Origin of the sequence: Streptosporangium sp. NPDC005286 (assembly GCF_040607515.1) — a bacterium.
Classification (GTDB): domain Bacteria; phylum Actinomycetota; class Actinomycetes; order Streptosporangiales; family Streptosporangiaceae; genus Streptosporangium.
The window spans coordinates 1-18,911 of sequence record NZ_JBEXGU010000176.1; the positions used below are offsets into that span (position 1 = coordinate 1).

The following is an 18,911-nucleotide window of genomic DNA, read 5'->3' on the forward strand; positions in this document are numbered from 1 at the left end:
CGGTTGGGGAGTTGTCGGCGGCTCATGTGGCGGGGGTGTGGTCGCTGGCGGATGCGGCCAGGGTGGTGGCGGCGCGGGGCCGGTTGATGCAGGCGCTGCCGGTTGGTGGGGCGATGGCCGCGATCGAGGCCACCGAACAGGAGGTGCTCGACGCTCTGGCAGGGCTGGCCAGGGCGAATACCCCGGATACCCCGGATGTTCCGGGGGCGGCCGGTACGACGAAGGCCGCGATCGGAGTGCCGGACACGTCGGCGGAGCCGGCGGGTACGCGTGGGGTGGGGATCGCGGCTGTGAACGGTCCTTCGTCGGTGGTGGTCTCCGGGGATGAGGACCTGGTGTCGGCGCTGGTGGCCGGGTTCACCGGGCGGCGGACCCGTCGTTTGGCGGTCGGTCATGCGTTTCACTCGGTGCGGATGGAGCCGATGCTGGCGGAGTTTCAGCGGGTGCTGGAGGCGGTGAGGTTCGCCGAGCCGCGGATCGCGGTGGTGTCGACGTTGACCGGGCGGGCCGTGACCGGTGGTGAGCTGGGTGATCCGGCCTACTGGACACGGCAGGTAAGGCAGCCGGTCCGGTTCGCCGACGCGGTGACCACCCTCGATGCGGCGGGGGTGACGACGTTCCTGGAGCTGGGTCCTGACGGGGTGTTGTCGGCGATGGCGCGGCAGGTGTTGTCGCCGGAGCGGGTGGTGGTGCCGGTGTTGCGGCGGGAGCGGTCGGAGGAGGTCTCGGTGGTGACCGCGCTGGGTCACGCGTTCGTGCATGGCAGTCCGATCGATTGGGAGGTGGTCTTTCCCGGTGCGGGCAAGGTGGACCTGCCCACCTACGCCTTCCAGCACCGGCGCTACTGGCTCGAATCCGCGCAGCAGGGAGTGGCAGACGCCTCGGGTCTGGGGCTGGCCCCGGCGAACCATCCGCTGCTGGGCGCCGCCGTGGCGTTCGCCGACGTCGACGCGACCCTGCTCTCCGGGCGGCTCTCGCTGCGGACCCATCCCTGGCTGGCCGACCACGCGGTCATGGGCACCGTCATCGTGCCGGGCACCGCCCTGGTGGAGCTCGCCGTCAGGGCCGGTGACGAGGTCGGTCTCGACACCCTGGACGAGCTGGTGATCGAGGCCCCCCTCGTGCTCCCCGAACGCGGGGCGGTGCACGTCCAGGTCGCCGTCGGCGGGCTCGACCACGCGAGCCGCCGCTCCGTCGCGGTGTACTCGCGCCCCGCCGAGGCCCAAGAAGGAGCGGAGTGGACGCGGCACGCCGCGGGATTCCTCGCGACGGCACCGAGGGAGGAGCCGGTATCGCTGGAGGTGTGGCCGCCGGAGGGTGCGACACCCGTCGAGATCGACGACGTCTACCCGGTACTCGCCGAGGCCGGTCTGTCGTACGGGCCCGCCTTCCAGGGACTGAGAGCGGCCTGGCGCGCGGCGGACGCGTTCTTCGCCGAGGTCGAACTTCCCGAGCCGCGGCGGGCGGAGGCGGGGCTCTTTGGAATCCACCCCGCCCTGCTCGACGCGGCGCTGCACATCGCGGCCCACCACGGGCTGCGCGACAGCCCACCCGGCCAGAACCGCCTGCCCTTCGCCTACAGCGGCGTACGGCTGCACGCCTCGGGGGCGGCGGCTCTGCGCGTCCGGCTGACGCTGCACGGCGAGGACGAGCTGTCCCTGCACGCCGCCGACGCCTCGGGCACCCCGGTGGCGACCGTCGACTCCCTTCGGGCCCGGCTGATCTCGGCCGGACAGCTCCGGGCGGCCCGGCCCGCCGAACGCGACGCGCTGTTCCAGCTGACCTGGGCGGAGGTGGCCGTCGCGACCCCGCGGACCGGTCCGGAACCCGACGTCGTCCTCGTGCCGGGGACCGAGTTCGAGCCGGCCGATCTGCCGGCCGCCGTGCACGATCAGGTGAACCGGGTACTCGGGCTCCTGCGCGAGTGGCTCTCTCCCGGACGGCCGGAGTCGTCACGGCTTGTCGTCGTGACCAGGAACGCGGTGGCCACCGCGGAGGAGGAGAGTCCCGACGTCGTGACGGCACCGGTCTGGGGGCTGGTCAGGTCCGCGCAGGCCGAGCATCCCGGCCGGATCGTCGTCGTCGATGTCGCGGACGCGTCACCCGACGCCGTCAGGGAGGCGGTCGCCGCCGCCCTCGGTTCCGGTGAGCCACAGGTGGCCGTCAGGAACGGCAGGGTGCTCGCCCCCCGGCTCGCCCGGATGGCGGCACCGGACACCGAGGGGCGGCGGTGGAACCCCGAGGGGACCGTGCTGATCACCGGGGGCACGGGCGCCCTGGCGGGCGAGCTCGCCCGGCACCTGGTGGCCGTGCGCGGAGTCCGCCATCTGGTGCTCGTGGGCAGGCGGGGAGAGCAGGCCCCCGGGGTCGCCGAACTCAGCGAGGAACTGGCCGGGCTCGGCGCGCGGGTCGCCGTCGTGGCGGCCGACGCCGCCGACCGGGACTCCCTCTCCGCGGTGCTGGCCGGCATCCCGGCGGCTCATCCGCTGACGGCGGTCGTGCACACCTCCGGCATCGTCGACGACGGCGTGATCACCTCGCTCACACCGGACCGCGTCGACGACGTGCTGCGTCCCAAGGTCGACGCCGCCTGGAACCTGCACGAGCTGACCCGCGACCACGACCTGGCCGCCTTCGTCCTCTACTCCTCCGTCGCCGCGCTCCTCGGCGGGCCGGGACAGGGCGGCTACGCGGCGGCCAACACCTTCCTGGACGCACTGGCCGTACATCGCAGGGCTCTCGGACTGCCCGCGCTCTCACTGGCATGGGGTATGTGGGCGCGGCCGAGCGGCGTCACCGCGCACCTGACCGACGCCGACCGTGCCCGCGCCGCGCGCGCCGGGATCCGGGCCCTTGCCGACGCGGAGGGGCTGGCGCTGTTCGACGCCGCGCTCCGGCTCGACCACGCGTTCCTCGTCCCCGCCCCGCTCGACCTCACCGCGCTGCGGGCGGGCGGAGCGGAACCGCCCCCGCTGCTGCGCGATCTGGTCAGGCCGCTACGGCGAGCGGCCAGGACCTCCACGGCGACCGGCCCCGCGCTGGCCCACCGTCTGGCCAGGCTGCCCGAGGAACAGCACGCTCAAGCCGTGCTCGACGTGGTCACGGCGGAGGTGGCGGCGGTCCTGGGCGCGTCGGCCGGGGCCGTCGTGCCGGATCGCCCGTTCAACGACCTCGGGCTGGACTCGCTCACCGCCGTCGAGCTGCGCAACCGGCTGGACGCGCTGACCGGCCTGCGGCTGTCCGCGACGGTCACCTTCGACCACCCCACGCCCGAGGCCCTCGTCGGCTACCTGCTACCGGAGCTCGTGAGCGTTCCCACGCCCGACGTGCCCGCGGCGGAGACCTCGGCGGCAGGGCAGGGGCCGCTCTCCGACCTCTACCGCCAGTTGTGCGGCCGGGGCGAGTTCGCCGCCGCCGCCGAGCTGATCGGCGTGGTCTCCTACCTGCGGTCGAGCTTCGGCGCGGCGGAGGCCGCCCGGCACGCCATCTCGCCGATCCGGCTGGCCTCCGGCGACGCGCCGGTCACGCTGGTCTGCTTCCCGGCGGTCAGCGCCATCTCCGGCCCGCACGAGTACGCCCGCTTCGGCCACGCCATGCGCGGCGAGCGGGACGTCCACGTGGTGCCGTCACCCGGATACGCGCCGGACGACCTCCTGCCCGACAGCGAGGAGACGTTCGTCCAGATGCACGCCGACACGGTGGAGCGGCTGGTCGGCGACGGCCCGTTCGTGATCCTCGGCCGGTCCATGGGCGGCTGTATCGCGCATTCGGTGGCGGCCGAGCTGGAGAACCGCGGCATCCCGGCGGCCGGGCTCGTCCTGATCGACTCCTACCCGATCGAGAGCCCGACGCTGGAGGGCATGCGGGACTGGTGGCTGGCCGCGATGCTCACCGGGATGGTGGAGCGCATCGAGCGCTACCGGATGGTCTGGAGCGACGCGAGCCTCACCACCATGGGCGCGTACGGCCGGATCCTGGCCGACTGGCAGCCCAAGCCGATCGGCGCCAGGACCCTCGTCGTCCGAGCGGAGGAGCCGCTGCGCGGCACCGTCGTCGACCCCACCGGACGGCTCGACTGGCGGGCCTTCTGGCCGTTGCCGCACGAGACCGTCGATGTGCCCGGCGACCATTTCACAGTGCTCGAAGAGCACTCCGAGACGACGGTGGCGGCGGTCCGCTCGTGGATCGACGCGCTCGTCCCGTCCACACAGGAGAGGAACGCATGAGTGTTCAGGTAGCGGTCGTCACCGGTGCCGCGTCCGGCATCGGAAGGGCCACCGCGGAGCTGTTCGCCGACAGGGGCGTCCGGGTCGTCGCGGTCGACGTGGCGGGGGAGGGGCTGGAGAAGCTCTCCGCCCTCCACGGCGTCGTCCCGCTCGTCGGGGACGTGTCCACCGAGGAGACCAACGCCGCCATGGTCGACCTCGCCGTCCGCGAGTTCGGGCGGTTGGACGCGGTGGTGCTCAACGCCGGGATCAGCGGCGCCGGGCCCCTGGAGTCGCCCGGGGCCATCGAACGGTTCGACCGGATCCTCGCCGTCAACGTGCGCGGCACGGCGCTGGGCATCCGGGCCTCGCTGCCGGCCCTGCGAACGGCGGGTGGGGGCTCGATCGTGGTGACCTCGTCGGTCTCGGGCCTGGGCGGTGATCCGCTCACCTGGGCGTACAACGCCTCCAAGGCGGCGGTGATCAACCTGGTGCGCGGCGCGGCGATCGACTACGCGGTGGAGAACATCAGGGTCAACGCCATCGCCCCCGGCGGGACGGTGACCGCGCTGACCGCGGGCGTACTGTCTCACCCCACGCTCGGACCGGCGGTGACCGAGCGCATCCCGCAGCGGCGCTGGGCGGAGCCACGCGAGCAGGCCGAGGTCGTCTGGTTCCTGACCTCGCCCGCCGCGTCGTACGTCACCGGCGTCACCATCCCCGTCGACGGCGGCCTCAGCGCCAACAACGGCATCCTGCTCCCGCCCGCCTTCCCGGGCGACGCGCCCAGATAGGAGTCTCACGATGAGCACGGAAACGAACAAGGACGTGGCGCGGCGCCTCTACGAGGAGTTGATCACTCTGCGGCGCCCGGAGCTGCTTGAGGAGATCATCGCCGAGGACGCCGTCGACGAGACGATCCCGCCGGGAGCCGGACCCGGAGGCAGGGAGGACTTCCGCGACCACATCCGGGGGGTCTGGCAGACCGTCGAGAACGTCAAGGCCACCGTCACGGACCTGATCGCGGAAGGCGACCGGGTGGTGGTCTTCTGGCGGATCGAGGGCGTCCACCGCGCTCCCCTGTTCGGCGTCCCCGCGAGCGGACGGCATTTCATTGGAAACAGCGTCAGCCGGATAACGTTCAAGGACGGGAAGATCGTGCGGTACAACGTTCTTCCGGACCGCCTCGGTATCATCCAGCAGATCTCCTGAACGGGCGCCGATAAATGGATGAATTATCACTGGAGGACGTTTCCGGCATTCGCGGGACGCTCGCGTTGTTCTCCCACCTCTTCGACAACGGAGAGGTCGCCGACCTCGGCCGGGTGTTCACCGAGGACGCGGTGATCAAGCTGACCAGGGGAGCCGGGCGCTCCGTGCGCGGGTTGCCCGCCATCGGCGAGTTCGCGCTGAGCCTGAGGCCGCACGGGCCTGACCACCAGACCCTTGACACGCACGTCTTCGTGGACGGCGACGGTGTCGTCAGGGCGCGGAGCCGATACCTCGCGGTGCTTCCCGACGGGAGCGTGCACAACGGCGACTACCTCGACGTTCTGCGGCGCACCCCCCAGGGGTGGCGCATCGGGCTGCGGGTCTCCGTTCCCCGATATCCACTGGCCAATGGAATTTCCGGCTAGGGGTTACTAGGGGTGTTTCCGGCGCGAACCCCGGTTTAATCTTTCGGCAAAAGTCAATTCCGACTCCTTCTATTACCAACCCGCCGGAGCGGTGAAATGCACGTGCTCAAAAAATTCGGGCTGTCGTCGCGAACCAGAATCGGGGTGATGGCCGGCGCCATGCTCCTGCTGGCCGCCTGCGGCTCGCCCGCCACCTCCTCCGGCGGCACGAGCGGTTCGGTGTCGGCCGCTCCCGTCAGGGGCGGGTCGCTGACCTTCGCGGCCGACACCGAACCGGTCTCCTTCGACATTCACGTCAGCTCGCAGGACATCACCGGGGCGATCCTCCGCAACGTCTTCGACTCACTGATCGCCGAGGACTCCTCGGGCAGGTTCCACCCGTGGCTCGCCGAGTCCTGGGAGGTGGCTCCCGATCTCAAGAGCTACACCTTCCGCCTCCGCAAGGACGTCAAGTTCCACGACGGCAAGCCCTTCGACGCGGAAGCGGTGAAGGTCAACTTCGATCGCATCGCCGACCCCGCGACCAAGTCACAGCTCGCCTCCAACCTCCTCGGTCCCTACACCGGGACCACGATCGTCGACCCGCACACGGTGAAGGTCGAGTTCTCCGCGCCCTTCGCACCGTTCCTGCAGGCCGCGAGCACGGCCTACCTCGGCTTCTACTCGCCGAAGACGATCGCGGCCAACGCGACCACGCTCGGCTCCGGCGGGGCCGTCGGCGTCGGCACCGGACCGTTCGTGTTCACCGGCTACACCAAGGGCCAGGAGGCGGTCCTGACCAGGAACGCCGACTACGCCTGGGCCCCCGGCACCGGTGGCCACACAGGTCCCGCCTACCTCGACAAGCTGACCGTCCGGTTCCTGCCGGAGGCCTCGGTCCGGGTCGGCTCGCTGAACAGCCGCCAGATCGACGTCGCCGCGGCGATCCCGCCGGCCAACGCGAAGACCGTCGAGGCCAACGCCGACCTCTCGCTGCTCAAGGCCGACTATCCCGGTGGGAACTACAGCATCTACTTGAACGCTTCCAAGCCTCCCCTCAACGACGAGAAGGTCCGCAAGGCGCTCCAACGGGGGATCGACGTCGACACCAACGTCAAGGCGCTCTACTTCGGTCGGTTCGCCAGAGCGTGGAGCCCGCTGGCGCCGACCACCCCCGGCTACAACGCGGCGCTGGAGAACAGCTGGCCGTACGACCAGGCCCTGGCCGGCAAGCTGCTGGACGAGGCCGGCTGGACCGGCAGGGACGCCGACGGCTACCGGACGAAGGACGGCAAGCGCCTGGTCGTCGACTGGCCGCTGCTGCCCGCCCAGTACGTGCGCGACCAGCGCGACATCCTCGGGCAGGCGTTCCAGGCCGACCTCAAGAAGATCGGCGTCGAGGTCACCCGGCCCCAGGCCGACATCGGCACCTACCTTGAGCGGGTCTACGGCGGCAAGGCCGACCTGGCCGACTACAGCTGGTCGCGCTTCGAACCGGACGTGCTGTGGCTCCTGTTCAACGGCGCCAGCCGGCCCCAGAAGGGCGGGCAGAACGCCACGTTCCTCAACGACCCCGACCTGACCACGTGGACCGACCAGGGCCGGGCCACCCTTGACGAGACCGTCAGGAAGGACGTGTACGGCAAGACCCAGCAGCGTGCCGTCGACCTCGCGCTGGTGATCCCCGTCTACACCCAGTCGCAGGTGCTCGGCCTCGGCAAGCAGGTACGCGGGCTCACGCTCGATTCCAACGCCTGGCCGCTGTTCTACGACGTGTGGCTCGCCAAGACGGCGCAGTGAGGACTCTGGCCAAGCGGCTGGGGGCAGGGCTCGCGGTGCTGTACGGCGCCGCGACCCTCGCCTTCGTCGCCCTCCAGCTCATCCCGGGAGACCCCGTCGCGACCCTGCTGGGGCCGGCCACCACGGCATCGGCCGAGGTCAGGCAGCACATCAGGGCCGAGTTCGGGTTCGACCGGCCGGTGCTCATCCAGTACCTCGGCTACCTGGGCAAGGTCGTCACCGGCGACCTGGGCTCCTCGTACCAGCTCCAGCGGCCGGTATGGCAGCTGATCGGCGACCAGCTCGGCGCCACCGTGCAGCTCGCCGCGGCCGCGATCGCCCTCGCCGTCCTGATCGCGCTGGTGTCGGCGGTGGCGACGGCCGGACGGCGCCGCGGCGTGCGGGCCGTGGCGACGGCCTGGGAACTGGTGGCCGTCTCGCTGCCCTCGTACTGGCTGGGCATCCTGCTGCTGACCGCGTTCTCCTTCCAGCTCCGGCTCTTCCCCGTCATCGGCGCGCAGGACCTGGCGGCGCTGGTGCTGCCCGCGCTCACCCTGGCCCTGCCGATCGCCGGTGTCCTCGCGCAGGTGCTGCGCGAGGGGCTTGAGACCGCGCTGGCGCAGCCGTTCGCGATCACCGCTCGGGCGCGGGGCCTGGGCCAGACCGCCGTCCGGCTACGTCATGCGCTCCGGCACGCGGCGGTGCCGCTCGCCACCCTCACGGGATGGCTCGTCGGGACGTTGCTCGGCGGCGCCGTCCTGGTGGAGACGGTCTTCGGCCGCTCGGGCATCGGCGCGCTCACGCTGCAGGCGGTGGGAAACAAGGACATGCCGGTGGTGATGGGCGTGGTGTTGCTGTCGGCCTTCGTGTTCGTCCTCATCTCCACGGTCGTCGACCTGCTGTACGCGCTCATCGATCCGCGGCTACGGGCCGGGTGATCGCGTGGCGCCGCTCTCCGTCCGTATCCCCGCCCGCTGGGGGCTCGCCGTCCGGCGCGGGCCGTCGGTGCTCGCCTGGGCCGTGCTCGTCCCGATCGCGCTGGCCGCCCTCGCGCCGGAACTGCTGGCCGCGTCCTCGCCGATCACCATCGATCCCGTCCATGCCCTGCTACCACCCGGCGCCGAGCACTGGTTCGGCACCGACCAGCTCGGCCGCGACCTGTTCACCCGGGTCGTCCACGGCGCCCGGCCGTCCCTGCTCCTGGGGCTGGGCTCGACCTGTCTCGCCGTCATCGGGGGAGCGGTGCTCGGCCTCGCCGCCGCGCTGGGCGGGCGCCTGGCCGACCAGGCGGTCATGCGGGTGGCCGACATCCTGCTCTCACTGCCCCAGCTCCTGGTCGCCCTGCTTGTGATCACCGTCCTGGGCGGCGGGACCGCCAACGTGGTGCTGGCCATCGCCATCGCCTTCGTCCCCGGGTACGCGCGGGTCGTCCGCGCCGAGGCCCTGGTGGTGCGCAGGTCGGGGTACGTCGAGGCGGCCCGCGGGCTCGGGCTGCGGCGCTCGACGCTGATCGTGCGGCACATCCTGCCCAACGCCCTCGGCCCGCTGCTGGTGCTGGCAGGCGTCGGCTTCGGCACGGCGCTCATCGCCGGATCCGGGCTGAGCTTCCTCGGCTTCGGCACGAGGCCGCCCGCACCGGAATGGGGAGCCATGCTGTCGGAGGGCCGTGACTTCCTGCAGACGGCCTGGTGGATCGGGCTGTTCCCCGGAGCGGCCATCACGGCCACGGTGATCGCCGTGAACGTGATCGGCCGCTCCGCCCAGAGCCGCTTCACCAGGAGGACGCGGTGATCGTGGTCGAAGGACTCGACGTCGTCTTCCATCTCGACGGCGAGCGGATCCACGCGGTGCGGGACGTGTCGTTCGCGGTCGCGCCCGGCGAGTGCCTGGCCATCGTCGGGGAGTCGGGCTCCGGCAAGAGCGTCACCGCGCGCACCCTCGTCGGCCTGGCCGGCGAGCGGGCCTCGGTCAGTGCCCGCCGGCTCACCTTCGAGGGCGACGACCTGACGGCCCTGACCGAGTCGGGCTGGCGCGCGGTCCGGGGCCGCCGGATCGGCCTGGTGCTCCAGGACGCGCTGGTGTCGCTGGACCCGCTCAGGACCGTCGGAGCCGAGGTCGCCGAGACGCTGCGCACCCACCGGGTCGTGGACCGGGCGGGCATCGGCGAGCGGGTGCTGTCGCTGCTGGCCGACGTCGGCATCCCCGACCCGGCCCGGCGGGCGCGCCAGCACCCGCACGAGCTCTCCGGCGGTCTGCGGCAGCGGGCGCTCATCGCGTCCGTGATCGCCGCGGGACCGCGCCTGCTCGTGGCCGACGAGCCCACCACCGCGCTGGACGTCACCGTGCAGGCGCAGATCTTCGCGCTGCTGCGCGGGCTGACGGAGAGCGGCGCGGCCCTCCTGCTGATCAGCCACGACCTGGCCGTGGTGTCCAGGCTCGCCGACCGCATCGCCGTCATGTACGGCGGGCTGATCGTCGAGGAGGGCCCGGCCGCCCGGCTGCTCGCCGATCCCCGGCATCCGTACACCCAGGCGCTCATCGCCGCCGTGCCCGCAGCCCACGCCAAGGGCGCGGCGCTGTCCGTCGCGGCGGCCGGGCGGCCCGCGCCGGGACCGGGCGGATGCCCGTACGCCGCCCGCTGCGCGCACGCCGACCAGCAGTGCCGAGACAAGCTCCCGGATACCGCCGAGGTCGAGGCGGGGCATCGGGTCCTGTGCCGGCATCCCGCCTCGCGCGTCCTCGCGCCGGTACCACGGCCCGCCCGGCCCGCCGCGGCGCGGCCGGAACCTCGCGAGCGGGGGGCCGTGGTGCTGGCGGCCGAGGGCCTCTCCAAGCGGTTCCGCACCCCCGACGGGGGCTGGCAGGACGCGGTCAGGGATGTGTCGTTCCAGCTCAGAGCGGGGGAAACGCTGGGTCTGGTCGGCGAGTCCGGATCGGGCAAGACGACCGCCGCCCGCATCGCGCTCGGCCTGCTGGAACCCGACGAGGGTGTCGTACGGCTCGGTGGCGAGCCGTGGAGCGGCGTGCCCGAGCGCGACCGCAGAACGAGGCGGCGCCGGATCCAGGCCATCTACCAGGATCCGCTCGGCTCGTTCGACCCCCGCTACCCGGTCGGGCGGATCGTCGGCGAGGCGGTGGCCCTGACCGGTGCCCGGCGCAGGGAACGCCGCGACCGGGTCGTCGAGCTGCTCGACCAGGTCGGGCTGCCGGCGGCCACGGCGGGACGCCACCCGCTCGAACTGTCCGGCGGCCAGCGGCAGCGGGTCGCCATCGCCCGGGCGCTGGCCCCGTCACCGGAGGTGATCGTCTGCGATGAGCCGGTGTCGGCGCTCGACGTCTCGATCCAGGCGCAGATCCTCGACCTGCTCGCCACACTGCAACGCGACCTGGCGGTGGCGATGCTGTTCATCTCGCACGACCTCGGCGTCATCCACCACGTCAGCGATCGGATCGCGGTGATGAAGGACGGGCGGATCGTCGAGACGGGAGACGTCGCGGACGTGTTCGCCCACCCCTCCGAGCCGTACACCACGGAACTGCTCGCCGCTGTCCCCACCCTCGCACCGGAACGGAGCCGACGATGACGATCACCACCGAGGTGGCGCCGGACCACCGGTCCCCATTGGTACGGCTGGCCCGGCTGCTGGACGAGGGGTCGACGGTCCCGGCGCACGAACCCGACGGCAGCGGCGTCACCGCGGTGCGCGGCCGGGTCGGCGGGTCTCCGGTGCTGGCGTACTGCACCGACGCCACCACGATGGGCGGCGCGCTGGGCATGGACGGCGCGCTGCGGATCGCCTCGGCGATCGACGAGGCCGTCGTCCGCCGGTGGCCGGTGGTCGGGCTCTGGCACTCCGGTGGCGCTCGCCTGGCCGACGGTGTGGAGTCCATGGACGGAGTGGGGCGCATGTTCCAGGCCATGATCCGCGCCTCGGGACGGGTTCCGCAGATCTCGGTGGTGCTGGGCCCGGCGGCGGGCGCGGCGGCCTACGGGCCGGCCCTCACCGACATCGTGATCATGTCGGAGGAGGGACGGGTGTTCGTCACCGGGCCCGACGTCGTCCACACCGTCACCGGCGAGCGGATCGACATGGCCGGGCTCGGCGGCCCGGAGGTGCACTCCCGCAAGTCGGGTGTCGTCCACGTGGTGACCGAGTCGGAGTCCGCGGCCTACCTGCGGGCCCGCCGCATCACCGGCCTGCTGGCGCGTCCCGGCGAGTTCGACCCGCGCCAGGCCGCCGGGGCCGACCCCGGCCTGGCCGGGCTGCTCCCCGACCAGCCGCGCCGCGCGTACGACGTGCGGCCACTGCTCCGGCGGATCCTCGACGGAGGCGGTGACGCGCTGGAGGAGCTCCAGCCGAAGTGGGCGCCCAACATGGTGATCGGCCTCGGCAGGCTTGGTGGACGCGCCGTCGGCGTCGTCGCCAACAACCCGCTGCGCAAGGGCGGCTGCCTGGACTCCCTCAGTGCGGAGAAGGCCGCCCGGTTCGTTCGTACCTGCGATGCCTTCGGGCTGCCTCTCCTCGTGATCGTCGATGTTCCCGGCTACCTTCCCGGGGTGGGACAGGAGTGGGAGGGAGTCGTACGGCGAGGTGCCAAGCTGCTGCACGCCTTCGGCGAGGCCGTGGTGCCCCGGGTCACCCTGGTCACCCGCAAGTCCTACGGGGGCGCCTACATCGCGATGAACTCCCGCTCCCTGGGGGCCGACGCCGTCTTCGCCTGGCCGGACGCGGAGGTCGCCGTGATGGCGGCCGAACCCGCGGTCAACGTGCTGCACCGCAAGAGGCTCGCCGCGGCCCCGGAGACCGAGCGGGAGGCGCTGCGCGGCGCGCTCGTCGAGGAGCACCGCCGGGTGGCCGGCGGCGTCGATCGCGCGCTCTCCCTCGGCGTGATCGACGAGGTCATCGACCCCGCCGACACCCGGCGGCGGCTGGTGGCGGCCTTCGCCGCCATCCCCGAGTCCCGCGGCCGGCATGGGAACATCCCGCTCTGACGCGCCGCCCCCTTTGACCGGTCGGCGGCCGGTGTCCTTCCGGCCGAAGCCGGACACCGGCCGCCGACCGGGGAAACCCCGGATGGCCGCCCGGGGTTTCCCCGGACGGCCGACCGAGCGGATCGGCGGCGTCTAGAACGCCGTCACCATGCCGACGGCGCCGGAGGCGCGACGACCGGCGGACGGTCGTCGCAGGTGATGGTGTTCGGCAGTTCCCACGCTGCGAGCCAGGGGCCGGTGGTGCCGCCCCCGTCGTTGCCGCCGAGGTCCGTCAGCGAGAACTCCGAGCCGGTGGACGGGAAGTTGAACGCCCCGCAGTTGTTGACGCCGACCGCGCCGACGTTGCGGGCGTCCACGTTCTCGAAGGACGCCGAGCCCTTCACCCGGGCGCTGACCACGGAGGTACCGGTGCCGTCGACCCTGGTGTCCTTGAAGTGGACGTTGGTGATCGAGTACAGGTCCTTCACCGGCCAGTCGCTGACCAGCATGATCGCGTTGTAGGTGTTGTCGAGGAAGTGGTTGCCGACCACCTGGATGTCGGCGTCGATGTTCTTCTCCAGCGCGTAGAACCAGATGGCTCCCAGGCCGATGTTCCAGTTCAGCTCGTAGGTACCGGCCCGGACCGTGGTGTTGTCCTTGACCCACAGGTGCCCGGCGAAGGCCTCGGCGCCGAAGCGGGAGCCGACCTGGATGGCGCTGCCCTCCCGGATCGGGTCGGCGACGAGGTTGTTCGAGACGGTGTTGTCGGTACCGCCGTAGACGGCGATGCCGTTCGCGAGGACGGGCGTCTGCACGGTGTTGTGGTCGAAGGTGTTGCCGGCGTTGGAGGTCTTCTCCGACCACATCGCCAGGCCGTCGTCTCCGGAGTTGCGGATGAAGTTGTTCGACACGACCGAGTTCGTGACGCCGGTGTGGAAGTTGAGACCGTCGGCGATCTGGTCGACGATGACGTTGTTGGTGATCTTAAGGTTCGTCATCGGTCCGTCGAACCACAGGCCCACCTTGGTGTGGCGGATGTGGAGGCCGTTGACGGTCGAGTTGCTCATCGCCCCGCCGACGCCGTTCACCTGGTCGGTGTCGATGCGCTCGCGGACGTCGCCTTCGATCGCGAAGCCGGACAGGTGGACGTTGTCGCTGCCACCGGCCGAGGCGTCCTTGCCGTAGAAGCCGACGCCGGTGTGCACCGAGCCGTCGGGGGCCGGCGCGGGCAGTGTGACCTCGCGGCCCTTGATGATCGTGTACCAGTTGCCCGCGCCCTCGATCGTCACGTCGTCGACGATGATGTGGCGGTTCACCTGGTAGGTGCCCGGCGGGATGTAGACCTTGAGGCGCTTACTCTTGGCGAAGGCGATCGCCCTGTCGAACGCGTCGGCGGAGTCGCGCCGCCCGAGCGGGTCGGCGCCGAAGGCCAGCACGTTCGCCGCGACGAGCCTGACGTGCGGAGCGCCGACGAGGTGCGAGTCGAGCAGGTCGATGACCGTCCAGGCGGCGTTGCTCCCGGCGGGAACCGTGAGCCGCACCCTGTCACCGGCGCGGTAGGTCCTGCCGAGCAGGAGGCGCTGCTCGTCGTAGAAGTGGCTCGGGCGGAACGGCTTGGTGATCGCCGGAGTGGGCGTGGTGGCGGCGGGCACGCAGGCGCACTCGGTGATCCACCAGTCGGGGTGGAGCAGGTCGGCGTTCGGGTCGTTGGAGAACGGATACTGGTTGTACAGCCACGCGTACTGCGAGGTGAGGGTCATGGACTTCCTGGCCCCGCCGTTCACCGTGACGTTGAGCGGCGCGGTGATGCCGCCGCCGTTGGGGGCGTCCGGGATGCTGTAGCGCACGGTGATCGCGTTGGCCGCGCTCGGCAGGGTGAACTCGACGTGCTGCCCGGGCGTCAGCTTGACCGCTCTGCGGCCCGACGCCTCCGACGGCAGCGTGTACGCGGTGCGGTCCGGGCCGATGACCGTGCCGTTCGTCGCGGCGTTCTCCGCCTCCTGCTCGGCGAAGTCGACGCTCGCGCCCCGGCCCGCGACGAGTGACGGGTCGAGGCCGGCGCGAGTCACCGTGGGCGTCGAGGCTCCGTTCGTGTTCCTGTCGGCAAGGGCCGTGCCACCGAGCACGACGCTGAGACCGACGGTAACCGCGGTCACCGCTGCGACCGCCACCGTGGCCCTCCGCGGTGGCCTGCCGGACCACCTCGCCGCGGTTCCTGTGCTGATCCGTGACATCGCATGCTCGTTTCTCTCGGGGGGTGAACGCCTCAGGATGCCCGGGGGGAGCGACCGTCCTGAGGTGAGGCGACATTAGGACCCCCGAACCCCACCCCACAAGGCTCGTGCGAAATAGTTTCGTAATCTTGTTCTCTAGCTGCACATGCCCATCAAGTTCTTGCAGCAGCTGTCCTGGGTTGTTGTGAAGTTCTCGCAACACACGACCGGCCGGAGGCGAGGCGGACGCCTGTCTGTCCGCACGGGGCACCTGACTTTCGTCGGGGGTGGTCGTGGCCGATCGTCGGATACCCCCGGGGCCGCCGGTTTCTAGGTTCTTCAGCATGAAACGCGACCTCATCGGCCTGGCAGTGGGACTCGGCCTGGCAGTGACCCTGACAGTGACCCTGGCCGCGGCTCCCGCCGCGCAGGCCGGACCACCCGCCGCCGAGCCGACCCCGGCCGACATCGACGCCTACCTGGACAGGACCATGGAGTCCACCGGGCTGCCCGGGATGTCCGTCGTCGTGACGCACGGCGGCAAGATCGTGCACGCCGCCGGATACGGGCGCGACTCGGCCGGCGAACCGGTCACCGAGAACACTCCGATGCGGGTCGCCTCGGTCAGCAAGTCGTTCACCGCCATGGCCGTCATGACACTGGTCGACGACGGCAGGATCTCCCTGGACGAGCCGGTCGCCGGGCGACTGCCGGAGTTCCGCATGGCCGATCGGCGCGCCGCGGGAATCACGGTACGGCAGCTGCTGAACCAGACGTCGGGCCTGTCCGACACCACCGTCGACATCGGCGCGACGGAGAGGTCCAGGTCGCTCGCCGACTACGTGTCCACGCTGAGCACCGGCACGCTGGCCGCCGACCCCGGTACGCGCTGGGAGTACTGCAACGTCAACTACGACGTGGCCGCCCGGCTGGTCGAGGTCGCCGGCGGACGAGACTTCGGCGACTACATGGAGCGGCACGTCTTCGGTCCGCTCGGCATGACCGGCAGCGCCGTCAGCGACCAGGCCGTCCAGCCGTCCGAGGGTTTCAACTCGCTGTACGGCGTCTGGGTGCCGCGGCCCGAGCTGCCCGGCTTTCTCAACAACAGCGGTGGTGGCGGAGTCATCAGCACCGCGGCCGACATGGGCAGGTGGCTGATCAGCCAGACCGGCAACGGCGAACAGCCGGTGACGCCGGAGAGCCTTGCGACCATGCACACCCCGTCCCAGGTGCGTGACTACGGCATGGGCTGGGGTTCGGAGACCGTGAACGGCACCAGGCTGCTCGTGCACTCGGGCAACCTGTTCACCTACAACGCGGTGCAGGCGATCGCCCCGGACACCGGGTACGGCTTCGCGGTCATGACCAACAGCGCGGCCCTCCACGACGACACCTACGACGTGCTCACCGGCCTGGTCGCGATGAGCCGGGGCGGGACGCCAGAGGCGCCGGGCGGGGACCGGCAGGTGTTCGAACTGGTCCTGGGCCTGATCGCGTTGACGGCGGTGGGTCTGGGGGTGCTGGGCGTGCTGCGGTCGCGCCGCTGGGCGAGCAGGCGGGCCGGAAGTCCCGGCTGGTGGATCGCGCTGCGCACGATCCCGGTGCTGCTGCCGGTGCCGCTGCTCGCCGCGTATCCGGACCTGGTCTCTTTCTTGATGAGAGGCCGGACGGTCACCTGGGAGCAGCTCACCTACTTCGCCGCGCCGATGACGATCACCCTGGTGGTCGCGGCGACGGCGGGAGCCGTCACCACCGCGATGCGGCTGCTGAGGCTGCGATCGGTAGTGTCAACCGGGTGAGAAACGGTGTGATCCTGGTGTTGATCGCGGGGTTCGCCCTGTTCAACGGGCTGAACCTCGACGGCATCCCGACCTGGCGGCAGCTTCTCTTCGCGGTGCTGGCCGTGGCGGCCTACCTGCACGGACGCCACCTGCCGGTACGGCGGGACTGGCTGCTCCTGGCCGTTGCCGCGATACCCGGCGCCGTCCACACCGTGCTGGACTTCTGGACCGGAGCCGGTGCGCTGATGGCCCTCGGCCTGTTCACGGTGCTGCCGTGGCTGGCCGGCCGGTTCCGGCGGCAGCAGGCCGAGCTGGTGAAGGCGGGTCAGGAGCGGGTCGCCCGGCTCCAGCGAGAGCAGGAGCTCATCGCCGAACGCGTCACGCTTCGCGAGCGCGCCCGCATCGCCGCGGACATGCACGACTCACTCGGCCATGAACTGGCACTGATCGCGCTGCGCGCCGGAGCCCTGGAGCTGGCCGCCGGCATGACCGAGCCGAACCGGGAGGCGGCGGCTCAGCTGCGGGCCTCAGCGGTCACCGCGACCGACCGGCTCCGCCACACCCTCGGAGTGCTGCGCGAGGGCGGCTCCATTCCGGCCGAGCCGCCGGACGAGTCCATCGAGACACTGGTTGATCGCGCGCGTGGCGCCGGGATGGCGGTCGCCTTCCGCCAGACCGGCGAGCGTGCGCTCCTGCCGCCGCCGACGGACCGGGCCGCGCACCGGGTGGTACAGGAGTCGCTGACCAACGCCGCCCGCCACGCGCCCGGGGCGGACGTACTCGTCCTCCTGGAACGGATCCACGAGACGGTCACCGTCACGGTGCGCAACTCCGCGGCCCCCGGCACGCCGACGCCGGCAGTCGGGGGGAGCGGGATAACAGGCATGCGCGAGCGGGTCCGGCTGCTTGGCGGCACGCTGTCGGCCGGCCCCCATGACGACGGGTTCACCGTGACGGCGCGGTTCCCGGCCAGGCCGGAGGGACACCGATGATCCGGGTGGTGCTGGCCGACGACGAGGCCATGATCCGGGCCGGGGTGAAGTCGATCCTGGCCACCGACGCGGGCATCGAGGTGGTCGCCGAAGCCGCCGACGGGCGCGAGGCGATCGAGTTGACGCGCGCGCACCGGCCGGACATCGCGATGCTGGACATCCGCATGCCCCGGCTCGACGGCCTGTCCGCCGCGGCCGAGCTGCGTGCCACCATGCCGCAGGTCGCGGTCATCATGCTGACCACGTTCGACGAGGACGAGTACGTCTCCAGAGCGCTCGACGAGGGCGCCGCCGGCTTCCTGCTCAAGGCCGCCGACCCCCGGGAGCTGATCATCGGGGTACGGGCGGTCGCCGACGGCGCGGCGTACCTGTCGCCGAGGATCGCGCGGAAGGTCATCGCGCAGCTGGGCGGCGGCAGGCTCTCCAGGGCGGGTACGGCACGCAGGCAGGTGGAGTCGCTGACCGCACGGGAGCGCGAGGTGCTCGCACTCGTCGGCCGGGGCATGTCCAACCAGGACATCGGCCGCGAGCTGTTCCTCTCGGAAGGCACCGTCAAATCCCACGTCAGCGCCATCCTGCTGCGGCTCGGTCTGAGCAACCGGGTCCAGGCGGCGATCATCGCCTACGAGGCGGGTCTGGTGTCCGGGGACACCTGACCGAGCACCCCCGGCTGGACCACGGTGTCTCAGACGTTGCGCCGGTACTGGCCGCCCACCTCGAAGAGCGCGTCGGTGATCTGCTGCAGGCTGCAGACGCGGGCGGTGTCCATCAGCACGGCGAACATGTTCTCGCCGTCGTGGGCGGCCTCCTTGAGCGCGGCCAGTGCGACGTGCGCCTGCTCGCGGTGGCGTTCCTGGAAGGCGCCGACCCGCTCCAGCTGGGAGCGCTTCTCGTCCTCGGTGGCGCGGGCGAGTTCCACCGGCCCGGCGTTGCGGGCGCCGGCGTCGGGATTGCGGAAGGTGTTGACGCCGATGATCGGCAGGCTGCCGTCGTGTTTACGCTGCTCGTAGAGCATCGACTCGTCCTGGATGCGGCCACGCTGGTAGCCGGTCTCCATCGCGCCGAGCACGCCGCCGCGCTCGCTGATCCGGTCGAACTCCTCCAGCACGGCCTCCTCGACCAGGTCGGTGAGCTGGTCGATGATGTACGAGCCCTGCAACGGGTTCTCGTTCATCGCCAGGCCCCACTCGCGGTTGATGATGAGCTGGATGGCCAGGGCGCGGCGTACCGACTCGGAGGTGGGGGTGGTGACGGCCTCGTCGTAGGCGTTGGTGTGCAGGCTGTTGCAGTTGTCGTAGATCGCGATGAGGGCCTGCAGCGTGGTGCGGATGTCGTTGAAGTCCATCTCCTGGG

Annotated in this window: 14 protein-coding genes; 12 read left to right on the forward strand and 2 right to left on the reverse strand. The window is 71.5% G+C overall.

Translation table 11 applies throughout. The features are described from left to right. Window positions 1-11 precede the first annotated feature (11 nt). The 9 genes from ABZU75_RS38565 (at window position 12) to ABZU75_RS38605 (ending at window position 12,593) form a co-directional block, all read left to right on the forward strand. A complete protein-coding gene (locus ABZU75_RS38565) occupies window positions 12-4,226 on the forward strand; it encodes an SDR family NAD(P)-dependent oxidoreductase (protein ID WP_355565772.1) in 4,215 nt (1,404 codons plus the stop codon). Next, window positions 4,223-4,999, forward strand: coding sequence for an SDR family oxidoreductase (locus tag ABZU75_RS38570; protein WP_350926059.1), 777 nt, complete (start codon window positions 4,223-4,225; stop codon window positions 4,997-4,999). The genes ABZU75_RS38565 and ABZU75_RS38570 overlap by 4 nt, the downstream gene beginning before the upstream one ends. A gap of 10 nt (window positions 5,000-5,009) precedes the next feature. Beyond that, window positions 5,010-5,417, forward strand: a complete 408-nt coding sequence (locus ABZU75_RS38575) for an ester cyclase (RefSeq protein WP_350926061.1) — start codon at window positions 5,010-5,012, stop codon at window positions 5,415-5,417. Between the two features lie 14 nt (window positions 5,418-5,431). Then, a complete protein-coding gene (locus ABZU75_RS38580; protein ID WP_355565776.1) occupies window positions 5,432-5,842 on the forward strand; it encodes a nuclear transport factor 2 family protein in 411 nt (136 codons plus the stop codon). 147 nt (window positions 5,843-5,989) lie between these two features. Then, window positions 5,990-7,621, forward strand: a complete 1,632-nt coding sequence (locus tag ABZU75_RS38585) for an ABC transporter substrate-binding protein (protein ID WP_355565779.1) — start codon at window positions 5,990-5,992, stop codon at window positions 7,619-7,621. Beyond that, window positions 7,618-8,538, forward strand: coding sequence for an ABC transporter permease (locus ABZU75_RS38590; RefSeq protein WP_355565782.1), 921 nt, complete (start codon window positions 7,618-7,620; stop codon window positions 8,536-8,538). Before ABZU75_RS38585 ends, ABZU75_RS38590 begins: the two co-directional genes overlap by 4 nt. A gap of 4 nt (window positions 8,539-8,542) precedes the next feature. Continuing rightward, window positions 8,543-9,391, forward strand: coding sequence for an ABC transporter permease (locus tag ABZU75_RS38595; protein ID WP_350926069.1), 849 nt, complete (start codon window positions 8,543-8,545; stop codon window positions 9,389-9,391). Then, a complete protein-coding gene (locus ABZU75_RS38600; RefSeq protein WP_355565786.1) occupies window positions 9,388-11,184 on the forward strand; it encodes an ABC transporter ATP-binding protein in 1,797 nt (598 codons plus the stop codon). Before ABZU75_RS38595 ends, ABZU75_RS38600 begins: the two co-directional genes overlap by 4 nt. After that, window positions 11,181-12,593, forward strand: a complete 1,413-nt coding sequence (locus ABZU75_RS38605) for a carboxyl transferase domain-containing protein (RefSeq protein WP_355565789.1) — start codon at window positions 11,181-11,183, stop codon at window positions 12,591-12,593. Before ABZU75_RS38600 ends, ABZU75_RS38605 begins: the two co-directional genes overlap by 4 nt. A gap of 143 nt (window positions 12,594-12,736) precedes the next feature. On the opposite strand, the gene ABZU75_RS38610 is transcribed toward ABZU75_RS38605, so the two are convergent. Beyond that, entirely contained in the window at window positions 12,737-14,743 is a 2,007-nt protein-coding gene (locus tag ABZU75_RS38610; RefSeq protein ID WP_355565792.1) for a glycosyl hydrolase family 28-related protein, read from the reverse strand. A 386-nt stretch (window positions 14,744-15,129) separates the two neighbouring features. Here ABZU75_RS38610 and ABZU75_RS38615 point away from each other — a divergent pair, with 386 nt between their 5' ends. The 3 genes from ABZU75_RS38615 to ABZU75_RS38625 are packed head-to-tail and all read left to right on the forward strand — an operon-like array spanning window position 15,130 to window position 18,214. Continuing rightward, entirely contained in the window at window positions 15,130-16,584 is a 1,455-nt protein-coding gene (locus ABZU75_RS38615) for a serine hydrolase domain-containing protein (protein ID WP_355565795.1), read from the forward strand. Continuing rightward, complete coding sequence (locus tag ABZU75_RS38620) at window positions 16,581-17,558, forward strand: histidine kinase (protein WP_355565798.1); 978 nt, start codon at window positions 16,581-16,583, stop codon at window positions 17,556-17,558. Before ABZU75_RS38615 ends, ABZU75_RS38620 begins: the two co-directional genes overlap by 4 nt. After that, entirely contained in the window at window positions 17,555-18,214 is a 660-nt protein-coding gene (locus tag ABZU75_RS38625; protein WP_355565801.1) for a response regulator transcription factor, read from the forward strand. Before ABZU75_RS38620 ends, ABZU75_RS38625 begins: the two co-directional genes overlap by 4 nt. A 29-nt stretch (window positions 18,215-18,243) precedes the next feature. Here the strand turns inward: ABZU75_RS38625 and ABZU75_RS38630 are convergent. Then, window positions 18,244-18,911 (reverse strand): methylmalonyl-CoA mutase family protein (locus tag ABZU75_RS38630; RefSeq protein WP_355565805.1); only part of this gene is annotated, 668 nt, incomplete at its 5' end.

What these genes read in the sequence shown, in the direction of transcription:
- ABZU75_RS38625 (WP_355565801.1), top strand. Translation starts at nt 17,555, where the DNA reads ATGATCCGGGTGGTGCTGGCCGACGACGAGGCCATGATCCGGGCCGGG.
- ABZU75_RS38615 (WP_355565795.1), top strand. Translation starts at nt 15,130, where the DNA reads ATGAAACGCGACCTCATCGGCCTGGCAGTGGGACTCGGCCTGGCAGTG.
- ABZU75_RS38570 (WP_350926059.1), top strand. Translation starts at nt 4,223, where the DNA reads ATGAGTGTTCAGGTAGCGGTCGTCACCGGTGCCGCGTCCGGCATCGGA.
- ABZU75_RS38580 (WP_355565776.1), top strand. Translation starts at nt 5,432, where the DNA reads ATGGATGAATTATCACTGGAGGACGTTTCCGGCATTCGCGGGACGCTC.
- ABZU75_RS38605 (WP_355565789.1), top strand. Translation starts at nt 11,181, where the DNA reads ATGACGATCACCACCGAGGTGGCGCCGGACCACCGGTCCCCATTGGTA.
- ABZU75_RS38575 (WP_350926061.1), top strand. Translation starts at nt 5,010, where the DNA reads ATGAGCACGGAAACGAACAAGGACGTGGCGCGGCGCCTCTACGAGGAG.
- ABZU75_RS38585 (WP_355565779.1), top strand. Translation starts at nt 5,990, where the DNA reads ATGGCCGGCGCCATGCTCCTGCTGGCCGCCTGCGGCTCGCCCGCCACC.